The following is a 12,807-nucleotide window of genomic DNA, read 5'->3' on the forward strand; positions in this document are numbered from 1 at the left end:
TCGTTTATAGCTAAAATTTTCTGCCACGTATATCCAAATCCAAGACCACATCTTGCCTATCCAGGGGGGCTACCTTGCGATATTCTTCAGCAATGTCCCGATTGGTGGAGTAGCAAATCTCAACGTTATGGGATTCGCAAATATCACGTAAGGCTTTTAAAACTCCAATCAAAGTAATGTGCCGAAAATCTTTTGGGTCACTATAGTCAAATGTATTATGCGTGACCGCTTTAATATATTTAACAGGGATACTGTCACCTGCGTGGAGCTGGCGAATGATATTTTTAGAAATGGTGTACCAGTGGTTTTTTGCATCGACCAATTCAATTCTGAGGTCTTGTGGATGAGCCCCTCCCCACATTCGGGATTCCCAATCAATCGTATGTGGGATATCGACAAAGTTCACATCTCCAACAAGACAGCGATTATATCTGTGGGGATAGTGTGCATCCATCGGTGAATTTCCCCACACACAGGCACATTGGGGAAGGTTTCGAGTGGGCATCGACACCAAACCGTGAGTAAAACCTAATGCTTCCAGGGCGGGAAAAGTATAGTCATTGGCTGAAGCATACCCAGGCGTGAAATGCTTTGGTCGGTAACCCATATAATCCTCAAAAATTTTGCACCCCTCATCGAGTATCTTTATTTGATCATCATACCCATAGGTCCCTAAGAAGTGACCATACCCCTGAGCAGAGGGATGGGTGTGTAACCCAATTTCATGTCCCTCTGCTTCAAGTTGTGTGTAGATATTGTGATGAATTTTAATGTCCGTTGGGATGACGGCAAATGTAGCTTTAAATCCTTCTCGATTTAGGATATCGCCAATACCACGAATTGCTTTCTCACCAAGTTCTGGGTTATTGAAATTTGGTTCGGTGGATTCGCAATCGATCTGCAAATTAAAATGAAATTTTTCCATGTACTCCTCAAATTCTTAAAACGCATTAATTTCTAAGGCCCGGTTTTTGATGGTATTAAAACTGGCGGGAACAAAAGAATGTCCTGCGTCTAAAGTTTTTTCTTTTGCTAAACGAGTAGCTCCTTCCAAGTTTTGAAATGCCAGGCTTAAGGGATCGCCATATAAATTCGTGTTATGGCTGGCTCCAATGATGACACGAATGGGTTGGTTTCTTTTCTCCATTTCGGTGATGTTTTCGACAATGATCTGTGAAAAGCTTTCAAAGTTTTCACCCCTGATTTCTATCGGTGTCTCAACGCGCATATCCATCGGTCTTTCGGGATCATCCATAAAGAAAGTTCTGAGGCCCCGGGTTAATGGAATCTCATAGATTGAAAGATGACCGGGTATGAGCTTATTGACCCGCGACGGATGGTAGGGAAAAGGCCAGCCCCCACTCCAACATGCGTAAACTGCTGGTTTATAACTCCCGCTGGCAGAGGTACTGGACCAAGTGAATCCTAATTCTTCCAGTATTGGAAAGGTGTCGTCATTTGCGCTTGCATAACAGGCACGGTATCCCAGGCAGGGCTGTTGAGTAACCTCCTCCAGATCGGCTTTTGCTGCTTGTATGGCAGCCTTTTGCTCCTGGTAGGTCATCTCACCCATCCATTTATTATTTGATATTCTTGAATAACGCTTCCCGTGTAGATGGAGTGCAATTTCAATATGCTGATCGGCCAGCTCTCTGAAAAGAGTGGCTTGTTTCTTTGCAACATCTGGATAAACAAATAATGTAGCTCCCTCCAGTACACCGAGCTTGGCCATCGCGTCGATGAAACCACGGGTAGATTTCTCCGCGACCTGCCAGTTTGCAGGGCCGCCAAAAACACCGTCAGGAGGCAATTCACAGTCTATCGAGTAGTTGTAATATATATCCATGCGAGAACCTTAAGCAAGCATTTTATCAAAGGTGATTTCCCAAAGGTAACTGCTACGGAACGGGTTATCGTTTTCACAGGCGAACAAAGTTCCATCGGGTGTGATAGCCACATCATGTACTTGGAAGGCATGGTCAACGCCGTCAGTGAGTTTTCCAAGCAGTTCATAAGTTTCATTTTCAGGGTCAAATCGGAGGATTTCACAATCTCCATCCCTGCCAACGATGCCATAAGCATAACCATCATATCCCAACCGCAATGAAGACAATCTGCTTCTGCGGTCCTTAATTGGTGTAAATAAATAAGTTCCCATACCAGTCGTTGTATCAAGGCGATAAATTGACCCATTTGCTCCAGAACAAAACATTCTGCCTGCACCTAGGTTAAAGATCCCATCAACTTTTTCATAACCGTATGAACCATCAACTTTTTCAAGGCCACCATCATAATAAATGATCCGATTTTGATTTGGGTCATACTTGCACAGCCTGTATCGATCTGGCCCTGAACCGGGTTGCCACGCCCTGGTGACTGTCCAACCGCACCATACACAGCCTTCATCATCTAATTCGATATTTTCACCTTGAGCCATATCCATACCGCTTGATATTGGTCCCAAGTCTTCTGATTCATAAGTATTTAAATCAAACTTGATCATTCTTTCGGGTGTAAAGGTCTGTCCATAAAGCACACCTCTTTCCTGATCGATACAAGTGGATTGGATATAATGATGCGGTAAAGGAGTAGCTATTTTTCTGATATCACCTGTTTTCGGATCATACTTAACGATCGCACCGCCAGGAGCATCCCAATACAAATTGATATCATGTAATAAAGCAACCGCAGCATAAAGACAGTTGTCCTTTTCCCATTTATTGAGCGCGCGATGGAATTTTGCATCTTGCGGGTGAGCAATTTTTGAGTAGCCTAAGTCAACAAATTCATTGGTAGTAAGATCGAAGGCTTTAAAAATTCGATCCGAATTAAAGCACGTGATTCCCAGATATATACGATGATCATCCGGGTTGTAATATGCACAATCAAAACTGATCCAACCTTCACGGAAAGCTGGGTCGTCGAGGAAATCCTGGTACTCCCATTTGTCCTCTACCTCTTGTGACCATCGATCGCCAAAATTCTCGTCCAGTAGCTTATGTGCTTTTATTTTCATTACTTGTTCCTTTTCTAGTGTGAATGGATATTGGGTTTAAAATAATTTCTTACATTTTCACTCAAGACAACATTCCCATAAATAAGATGACCTCCTTAAGTTATCGGTTTCACTAATATAAAAAGTGCCTGGCGATGTTTCAGTTATGAAATGAGTGTCGCAGCATGCTTCACCGGTTGATAGATCTTTTATTTCGCCCAAATCTTCAAATATGTTTTCGGGACGCAGGTAGCGGACAAGGTGACAACGATAATTTCTACCAGCCGCAATATAGAGATTCCCATCTTTTCCGATGGTCATCCCGCCTATTCTTGAATCCTTCAATAAAGGTGTTCCAAGGTATTGGAATTGTTGATCGTTAGTACAGAAACTGAACAAAGTGCCTGCTGTTGTACCGATGTAGATGTTGTTCTCATCTCCAAGTAAGGCAAAATCCACATATACCCAATCATTTTCAAATCGTCCCGGTACACCAACATTCTTTAACCATGTGAGTTCTCTGGTATCCGGTTGGTATTTGAGCATTGTCGTTTGAGGAGATGAGTCCAGTGTAGATGAAGTGCCATAATGCTGTCGCCAATATGCCCACAAATTACCGTCTTTGTCGAGAGCCAAATTATGCCCATCGTTGCCTGTATAAGCCAAAACCGTTGTCTCCCGAGTTGGAATATCGAACCTGAATAAATAAGGTGCTTGGTATGTGTACCCATACAGGATCATCCGATCAGGGTCAAGAACGATCGTTTGGATATACCAGGGCGGAACCGGTATTGCTAGCGTAGTTAGCTCTCTTGTTTTGGGGTCATATTGGAAAATTTGCCCCCCGGGGGCAATATGCTGCGCGTCGAGGTCATGCAAGCTCGCCGTTGCTCCATAGATAATGCCATTATGATCGATTTCAAGTGACCGATGGACTTTTGCATCATATCTGCTGGCAATCCTCTGGAAACCAAGGCTGGTAAAGGTCTTATTTTGGGGGTCAAATGTGTATAAAATGTCATTATTATAAGCGGTATTGCCGATGTAGAGCAAATTATCGACTGGGTTAAAACGAGAACAAACCGGATGAAACCAGTTATTACGGAGTTCATCGTTGTTTTGCGCCTCTTCAAAAGGGATATTTGCTGCAATACCCAGCTGAGAAGGCAGTTGTGTATCTCTAATTAGGAATGGGGTGACTTTCATCTTTTCAGACATGATTCTCTGCTCCTTGATCAGGTAAGTGTGTACATGGGAAGTCTATTGATTCCACTTTGGGTTTAACGGGAAAGAAGTGAAAGAAAAACGAACCTATGAGTGAAATTAGACCACAGACAATGAGTACCATCCGAATGTTGTCGGTGTAAGAAAGCGCAAAGACACCTAATAACGAAAAAGAAAAAATGCCAAGCTGATTGATTGTCGAATACACGCCCATTGCCAGGTGCTCCTGACCTGGAGGAAAGGCTTTTAACAAGCAATTGTTATGGCTCAAGCTGTATACCGGAGAAACAAGGCCAAAGATCAGGTTAATGAAGAGAATAGGCGTGAGGGAGGTAGAAAGCCCAATCAATAACGGATGTAATGGTGGAATATGAGCTGACCATTTCAAGGTTTGTGGTTCTCCAAAGCGTTTAACAATGATGCGTGCGACAATCCATCCAGCCAATAATCCCCAGAACATCAGCGAATTATACAGGCCAAACCAGGCATCTGAAGCATTCAGATGGTTGATGATGTAAATTATGGTGACGGGTGTTGCTGCCCATATTCCAAAATATTGCATAAACTGGTTTAAAACCACCCGGCCAAAATCTGACCGAAAATTTATCATCTTTAAAAAATTTTGTTTACCAATAAATTGCTGCTGTGTTTTTTTACTGGTAATGACACGTTCTCCTGTTTCAGGATCTCTGACATTATAAAAACAGATCAAACTGGCGAGGGAGATTAAAACCCCGATTGTAAAAACAAGCTGGTAATTGTTAGGAAATGGAAGGCGGTCGAGGACCAAGCCCGCTAAAGCAACAACAAGACCGGTAACCAAATTGCTAGAGAAATTTTTGGTCGAGAAAAATGAGGCTCTTTTGTCTTCAGAGATCACTTTCATGTAGAAAGGAAAGATTGTCAAGCTGTTGAGCAACTGAGGTATGGATGTTATAACAATTATTACCACGATCGCTGTCCCGATATGGCCCGTGTTTTTAAAGACAAAAGGCACCAGAACAATGGATAGGAACAACGCTCTTTGAGCGATAAGGCTGATGGGTATCCAGCGCTGGGGTCTGTGCGATTTTTGGAGAAAGTCACCAAAGGGAATTGCTAATAAAGCTACCAACAATGCAGGAAAGGATGATAAATAGCCGATTTCACTGTCCGAAGCACCCATACGAATTGCATAGACTGCTCCAAAACTGAAAACTGACGTATAAAAACCACTCCAAACGTGTTCAGAAACGAGGAAGAGCAGATTCCTGTGTCCTGTGTCTAATTGTTTGAATTTGAGCTTCATCTTCATGTTGAACGGTCTCGAAAACCTTATCCGCAAATAATTATTTTTTGTATTTGAGACGTATATCAGTATTCAAAAAAAATAGGAACGTAGAAAAAGTCAGCTATTCATATTTCCTCGGCGTAAAATTCACGGCATTGATTTGTAAAGCATTGACCGTCCAACTAAGGCTTGTCAACAATTGACTGGATGGAATCACATAATTCTTGGCTGAGAGTTATGGCTGCTACGTGTGCATTTTCTTCCAGTTGTTCAATACTGGTTACCCCGGGAATGACGGGTCCCATGCCTTCAAGCGTAAGCATATAAGCGAGAGCTAACTGGTTTACGGATAAACCCGCTCTTTCTGCAAGATGGAATAATTGTTTGGTTTTCTCTAAATTGTCCTTGAATGTTTTGTTTTCTAAAGAGTCTTCATCAAAAAGACGGTCACCAGGCCCAATGGAAGCAATGTCGAGATAGCGATTAGTTAACAATCCCCGAGCCAATGGGCTCCACGCAACATAGGATATTCCAGTTTGTTTTGCAAAATCCAACACACCGGTGTATTTCGGATCTTCTTTGTTTAAAATGTCATACTGATTTTGAACTGCTATTAATTGGCAACGGTTTGACAATGATTTGCTAACATTGAGATATTCTTTTAATTGATCCACAGTAAAATTCGAGACAGCAAAATAGCGAACGAGGTCTTGCCGGACAAGGTCTTCAATTGCGTTGAGCGACTCCTCGATTGGGGTTTCGGGATCGTGAGAGTGAAAATACATTAAATCGACATAATCAATCTCCATACGTTCTAATGAAGCATAAGTCGATTCAAGAATGTTCATCCGGGACAATCGGCAGTGGTTTGGTGTTCGCCCATCCATCGTACCGTAGAGCTTTGTTGCGATAACAATATTGCGCCGTTGATCGGGATTTAATCTGAGCCAATCCCCAATAACTCTTTCTGAGTTTCCAGAACTCGCATTATAACGATTTGCAGTATCCCAAAAGGTAACGCCTAATTCAACGGACCTATCAAATACTTTGAAAGCTGTATTTTGTGTCAAACGTGCGCCATCACCTGTTTCTGGATAACCAAATTTCCATGTGCCAAGGCCGACACGGGACACCTTGAGCCCTGACGTGCCCAATCTTTGATAGGGCATTCCGTTAAATTCATCCGTTGTGAACGGCAGATTGTACAAGGATGTATCTGGTGTCTTACGCATAGTTAAGCCTCCTTTGTGCCAAATGTATCAACAAACTCTTTGTTGGTAAAATCTCATAATCGCATCAGCCCGTCTGATTGGATCGTTGACTGCATAGTAAATAAAACATTCTCATATTGAATCTTTAAAAACGAGTTATGCCATAATAATTTTTGATTGGAAAAGGTATCTACTGAGCCAGTGTTGATTTCTGAAGTCTCGTGATTAATAAACATGCTGCCTCAGATAAGGTGAAAGATTTTTCAAAATCATCATCACCCAACATATTCTCAACTCTCTTTGTTTAACCGTCGCCTGCGAGAACACCAGCTTCCTGGTTGATGCGAGAACAATCTCATAGCACGGGTATTCAATGGTGTTCATCGCAGTTTTTCTTGTTTTAATCGAGTGCCAATGCAATTGATTGTTCCAGGATCTCCATTGCCAGGTCTATTTCTTCCTTTTTTATCACAAGGGGTGGAGCTATTCGGATGACATTGCCAAAAATACCAACTTTCCCAAGTAACAGACCACGTTCTGCAGCATTGAAAACGATTTTCCGGGTCAATTCTTTTGAAGGTGAAAACCCATCATCAGGTTCCACGATTTCCAGTCCTTGAACCAGTGCGCGACCGCGTACATCGCCAATACAAGGATATTTTTCTTGCAGTGAATGTAGTATTGGGGTTAGATAATTCCCCATTTCCAGGGAACGGTTACTTAAGTTTTCTTGCTCAATTGCAGTTAACACAGCCAGTGTTGCAGATGAACACAATGGGTTGCCTCCCCAAGTACTCGATAACTCGCCAGGGTCCATTGCCTCAAGAACTGGATCGGTACCTGCCAACGCGGAAACTGGCAGCCCGCTTCCTAAGCCTTTCCCCAAACATAACAAATCAGGTTTCACATCCTCCCACTCGATTGCATACATTCTCCCAGTGCGACCAAAGGATGATTGAACTTCGTCAACGATAAAAACCAGATCTCGTTCTCTTGTCCACTGCTCTAAGGCTTTCAGCCATCCATCTGGAGGAAAGATAAAACCAGCAGCGCCCTGATAAGGTTCAACCATAACAGCACCAAGGTTATTATTGGAATTACCCCTGAGGTGCTCATCCAAGACCTTTATGCAATAAAATCCGCAATCAGGACAAGTTTTTTCATATATACAGCGATAACAATAGGCATATGGTGCGCGTACACTGCCGGGCACCATCTCGCCAAATTTATTCCGAATATTTCTCATTCCACCAACACTCATCGCACCATAGGTGCGCCCATGAAATGCACCGTAAAAGGAAAGAATTTCAGTTTTTTGGGAATAGCGTCTGGCAACCCTGATTGCCGCTTCGGTCGCTTCTGAACCAGTTGTTAGATAAAAAACCCTGGTCAAGTGTGGGGGAAGGGTTTTAACCAAGCGTTCTGCAGCCTCAATTCTTTCCGGTGTTGGGAAAGAATATGTGTTCTGAAGTCGTTCAGCTTGCTTTTGTATAGCTTTTGTTAACCCTTTGTGGCTGTGCCCGAGGTTAGTTACTAATACACCAGAGGTAAAATCGATATAGGGATTTCCATCAACATCCCAAATCCATACCCCGTCTCCATGATCCCAAACAACGGGCGTCTGATCCAATGAACATGCAGGCTCAAATTTTTGCGCTTTTTGTAGAAGATCTTTAGATTTAGGCCCGGGGATATTACGAAATTTAAGTTTTTCCATGTCAGATTTCCTTTAAATACAGATTTTTATTTTCTCCAAACAATGTGCACTCGATGCCCTGCCGGATCCGTTTCTTGTAAAAATGCAATTTTTACGGCAGGCGATATCAGGGGTTCTTCAAGCTGAAATCCTTTATTGATCAGATCCTGATAAGCTTCTTCAAAATTCGCGACATTGATCGCAATATGAGCTGCAAGGTTGTATTCCACCCGAGAAATTTCAAGCCTTGAACCTTGCTTCCCCTCAAGAAAATAAGCCGTTTTCTCTTCACTGATCCTAAGATTAAAGACATCTTGATACCATTGGCTCATCGCATCTGCAGTTTGGCTGTCGGGAGGATAAAGGCAAAGGTGTTCAAAACCAAGATAATTGGATTGAGCGCGCGCTTGCCTGATCCATGTTAGGATATTGGCAGTTAGTTCAGCGATATTATTGAATTCTTTCTGTTTGACCCAATCTTTTCGAATTAAATTTGAGCCAATTCCTACTGCGGTGACTCCAGCATTAAACCAATTTTTAATGCTTTTTGCCGTTGCATCAACACCACCAGTCGGCATAAACCTGACCCAAGGCATAGGTCCCAGCACTGCTTTTACAAAATCTGGCCCACCAACCAGGTCACCTGGAAAGAGTTTAACAATTTCGACTCCGGCTTCTTCAGCAGCAGAAATTTCTGAAGCTGTGCCACAGCCCGGGCAATACGGAACTTTCAAGCGATTGCAAATTCTGGCAATTTCTGGATTAAATGTCGGCCCGACTATAAAATCGGCCCCAGCATTAATAAATAGGGACGCACTGTATGGGTCGATAATCGAACCGACACCCAATGTGATTTGCGGAGAGTTAGCCTTTAATCGCTCTGCTACTGTTGAAAAAACGCTGTATGCACGCTCGCCTCGATTAGTGAACTCCACAACCTTAGCGCCGCCTTCGAAACATGCCTGGATAATTTGCATGGATGTGTCAACATCTGGATTATAAAAAACAGGCACCAAGCCGGTATCAATAATCTTATTTAGCGTGTCCATGCGAAGTTGCTTCGGCATTTCTTATCCTTTTTTAATGGTCTGAATAATGCTCTATGAATGACTTGAAAATTTGCGCGCCCATTAGAACATCATCCAGTTTAATTTGTTCATCTCTCGCATGGGCATGGATTAATGACCCGGGACCGAAAACCACTGTAGGGATGTTTAATAAGTTATTGTAAAACCAGGCGTCGCACGAAGCGGTCATGGCTTTGATTTCAACAGATAAATCTAATCCCTTAAGCGCGCTTGTGAGAGATTGCACAACGGGAGCATCTATTGGGATCATATAGCCATCATTATTGAGCATGTTGAATTCAAGTTTAAAATTTTCACGAAGCCACTCATCACTATGAGTTGCCAGACTATTGCGAAGCCCATCTTGGATCTGTTTTTTATTCATATTTGGAAGAAAGCCCATTAAACCTTTTAATACAGCTTTATTCGGCACACTTGCCGGCCAAACGCCGGCATCAAATTGGCCTATAGTGAGTGGCATAGGGTCTTCATAAGTATCGAAGAGTGGGATTCCTCTGGATTCATTAAGTACTTTTTGGTGATATTGTTTCAGAGCTTGAATTGCTTGAAACGCTTTGTCTATGGCACTGATCCGGTTTTTTGTATTACCTGAATGCGATTCTCTGCCATAAACTTCAAGCGTAAACCAGACAGCGCCGCGAACAGCGGGATAAATAACGAAATCTGTTGCTTCAAGAACAATTGCTGCATCTGCTTCCACCCCCCTCCTCACCATGGCAAGAGTTCCATTACCACCATTTTCTTCTTCGACTACAAAATGAAAAATCAGGTTGCAATCGGGTTGGATGTTTTCTTCTTTCAAGAAGAGTGCTAACGCATATAATGACGCCAAAGGACCTTTGTCATCACAGGCTCCTCGCCCAAAGATGATCCCATCCTCGTATTTTGGTTTGAAGGGGTCGATTTGCCCCTCGTTAGGTGGAACGACATCCAGGTGCGCATTAAACACCACTGTTTTATCAGGATTCTTTCCGCGAATTACACATTCAACATTAAAACTATCCTTGTATGTAAAACCTGGAAGGGGAAAGGCATAATGCGGGTCTTCCATAATCGAATCATCGATGGGCAATAATTCTACTTGATCGACCAAGGGTTTAAAAGCTTGATAAACGTATTTTGCTGCTTCGCCTTCATTTCCGCGTGTAGAAGGAATCCTAATCAGATCCATTAAGAAGGTTCGAGTTAAATTTTCAATCGTTTCAGCGGTCATTTACAAACTGCTCCTATATATCGTGCAACAACATCATGGGATAATCAGCGTTTTGATTGCTTCCTGAGATTCGACAACTTCAAAGGCTCTTTCCCATTCGACCAATGGATATGAATGCGTGATTAAGGTTTTAACATCAATTTTTCCAGACGCAACTAAACCAATGGTGCGGTCCCAGCAGGTATAACCCGTGCTGAGATTAAAATATATGGTACAGCCCTTCCAGCCTGCCAGATCCCATGGAAAAGCTATTTCAGGTTTGCCTACAATGCCAATTTGGCAAATGCGGCCCAAGCGTCTTACCATCCCTACACTGGCTGCAATTGCGCGAGCTGATCCGCTTGCTTCAACAACAAGATCGGCACCTCTTCCATTAGTCATTTCCTCAATTGCCTTGATTCCGTCCTGTTCGTCTGCAATTATGAACCGATCAAACCCAAGTTTCTCAGCAACAGGTATGCGATATCTTTTATCAGAAGAGGTTCCCACCAATACAACTGTGCCTGCTCCACCAGCTCTTGCAGCCATTGCAGAAAGCAAGCCAATTGGGCCAGGGCCATTAACAACGACGAAGTCGTTGGGTTCAACTTTTGCTCTTTCCAAAACATCCTGAACTGCATTTGCGGCTGGTTCAATTAATGCGCCTTCTTCATAACTAATATTATCCGGTAGAGCATGAAGTAGATGCTCAGGGAAGGCCAGGTATTTTGCAAAAGCCCCATCTATTCCCCACCCAGGAGATCTTTTTTGAGCACAGATTTGGATATTTCCAGTTCGACACAACTCGCATTTTCCACAAGCCCGGGTATGCGGTTCGCCCACAACCCTGTCCCCCGGTTTGAACAGCGTAACTTCTTGTCCAATCTCGAGAATTTTTCCTGAAAATTCGTGACCCAAGATAACTGGAGGGTAGTAGGGAAAAAGGTCATGTTTGATATGAATATCCGTTCCACAAATACCAGCTGCCATTATCTCTATCAAGACCTCGTTAGGTTTAATAACAGGAATGCTTGTTTCCCGCAATTCAAGGTTGCCAACACCTTTGTGTGTCTTATACAAACCGATCATATTTTTTGACTTTGTATTCATCAGTTAACCATCCTATCGATAAATGAGGAAACTTCCTTATTGATTTGGTGAACAGGGGGTAGCCCTTGCTTGAATCGATCGACATCTTCCATAATTTTTTTGCGAATATTCCAACCCGCTTCTTCGGACAGCCAGGAAAGATGAGGCGTACAAAGTGCACGCTCATTGCTGAGTATAGGATGATCACGTGGGGGTGGTTCTTGCTCGTAAACATCAATGCCTGCCATCGCAAGCTGTCCATTTCGAAGGGCTTCATCGAGAGCAGTCAAATTAATGATTCCCCCTCGGGCAGTGTTTATCAGCACGGCAGTATTCTTCATCAACTTGAATTCGGCTTCATCAAACAAATGGTAGGTTTCTTCCCATTTTAAGGGGCAATGGATTGAGATGATATCGGATTCTCTTATTAATTGATCTAAAGGGATTGTCTGGATCCCTAATGCTGCTTTTCGTTGTGAACTGAGATAGGGATCAGTGACCAGAATATCCACATCAAACCCGCGTAACATTCTGATCAGTGTCGATCCAATTCGACCTGCACCAACGATTCCAATTGTTTTCCCGTTGATTGAATATACGGGCATTATTTCGTGAAACTTCCACTGTCCTACTTCAGAAGATTTCTTGAGGATATTAAATTGGTGCTGTATTTTTCGCTGGCAGGCGAACATCAACATCAAAGCCTGTTCAGCCACCTCAGTAACACAATAGTCCGGATAATACCCGACCATAATCTGACGTTGACTGGCCGCTTTGACATCAACATTATCATAGCCAATGCCATGACGGAGAATCAGTTTAGTGTTTGGCAGTTCGTTGATGACTTCCTCTGTGAACCGGGCCATATTGACAACAATCACTTCAGCATCTTTACAAGCGTTGACCAACTCAGAAGGACTTGCCGTTTTTAATTGATAGGCGTGAAAGTCAACACCCAGTGTTTTTGCCTGCTCTTCTTCCCATTGAAGGTCTGTTTCGATATAATCGGTGACGACCATTTTGATCGCAGTCATATTGTTAC

The 12,807-nt window shown here is 42.9% G+C and carries 11 protein-coding genes; all 11 read right to left on the bottom strand.

The window, feature by feature from the left end; genetic code table 11:
* Positions 1-10: 10 nt before the first annotated feature.
* The 11 genes from CFX1CAM_RS00490 to CFX1CAM_RS00540 all read right to left on the bottom strand — a co-directional run bounded on the left by CFX1CAM_RS00490 (position 11) and on the right by CFX1CAM_RS00540 (position 12,799).
* Positions 11-925 carry a polysaccharide deacetylase family protein gene (locus CFX1CAM_RS00490; RefSeq protein ID WP_087861121.1) on the bottom strand — a complete coding sequence of 305 codons (915 nt, stop codon included), beginning with the start codon at positions 923-925 and terminating at the stop codon, positions 11-13.
* Positions 926-940: 15 nt separating this feature from the next.
* Positions 941-1,846, bottom strand: coding sequence for a polysaccharide deacetylase family protein (locus CFX1CAM_RS00495; RefSeq protein ID WP_087861122.1), 906 nt, complete (start codon positions 1,844-1,846; stop codon positions 941-943).
* 9 nt (positions 1,847-1,855) lie between these two features.
* Positions 1,856-3,016 (bottom strand): NHL repeat-containing protein, encoded by a 1,161-nt coding sequence (locus CFX1CAM_RS00500; protein WP_087861123.1) that lies wholly within the window; start codon positions 3,014-3,016, stop codon positions 1,856-1,858.
* A gap of 57 nt (positions 3,017-3,073) precedes the next feature.
* Positions 3,074-4,213, bottom strand: a complete 1,140-nt coding sequence (locus CFX1CAM_RS00505) for an NHL repeat-containing protein (protein WP_087861124.1) — start codon at positions 4,211-4,213, stop codon at positions 3,074-3,076.
* Positions 4,206-5,513 carry an MFS transporter gene (locus tag CFX1CAM_RS00510; RefSeq protein WP_087861125.1) on the bottom strand — a complete coding sequence of 436 codons (1,308 nt, stop codon included), beginning with the start codon at positions 5,511-5,513 and terminating at the stop codon, positions 4,206-4,208. The genes CFX1CAM_RS00505 and CFX1CAM_RS00510 overlap by 8 nt, the downstream gene beginning before the upstream one ends.
* A 158-nt stretch (positions 5,514-5,671) precedes the next feature.
* Positions 5,672-6,721, bottom strand: a complete 1,050-nt coding sequence (locus CFX1CAM_RS00515) for an aldo/keto reductase (protein ID WP_087861126.1) — start codon at positions 6,719-6,721, stop codon at positions 5,672-5,674.
* A gap of 379 nt (positions 6,722-7,100) precedes the next feature.
* Entirely contained in the window at positions 7,101-8,417 is a 1,317-nt protein-coding gene (locus tag CFX1CAM_RS00520; protein WP_087861127.1) for an aspartate aminotransferase family protein, read from the bottom strand.
* Positions 8,418-8,443: 26 nt separating this feature from the next.
* A complete protein-coding gene (locus CFX1CAM_RS00525) occupies positions 8,444-9,463 on the bottom strand; it encodes a bifunctional 4-hydroxy-2-oxoglutarate aldolase/2-dehydro-3-deoxy-phosphogluconate aldolase (RefSeq protein ID WP_087861128.1) in 1,020 nt (339 codons plus the stop codon).
* Positions 9,464-9,476: 13 nt separating this feature from the next.
* Entirely contained in the window at positions 9,477-10,697 is a 1,221-nt protein-coding gene (locus CFX1CAM_RS00530) for a M20 family metallopeptidase (RefSeq protein WP_087861129.1), read from the bottom strand.
* A 33-nt stretch (positions 10,698-10,730) separates the two neighbouring features.
* A complete protein-coding gene (locus tag CFX1CAM_RS00535; RefSeq protein WP_087861130.1) occupies positions 10,731-11,786 on the bottom strand; it encodes a zinc-dependent alcohol dehydrogenase in 1,056 nt (351 codons plus the stop codon).
* A complete protein-coding gene (locus CFX1CAM_RS00540) occupies positions 11,786-12,799 on the bottom strand; it encodes a C-terminal binding protein (RefSeq protein ID WP_087861131.1) in 1,014 nt (337 codons plus the stop codon). The genes CFX1CAM_RS00535 and CFX1CAM_RS00540 overlap by 1 nt, the downstream gene beginning before the upstream one ends.
* Positions 12,800-12,807: the final 8 nt, after the last annotated feature.

Source organism: Brevefilum fermentans (assembly GCF_900184705.1).
Taxonomy (GTDB): Bacteria; Chloroflexota; Anaerolineae; order Anaerolineales; family Anaerolineaceae; genus Brevifilum; species Brevifilum fermentans.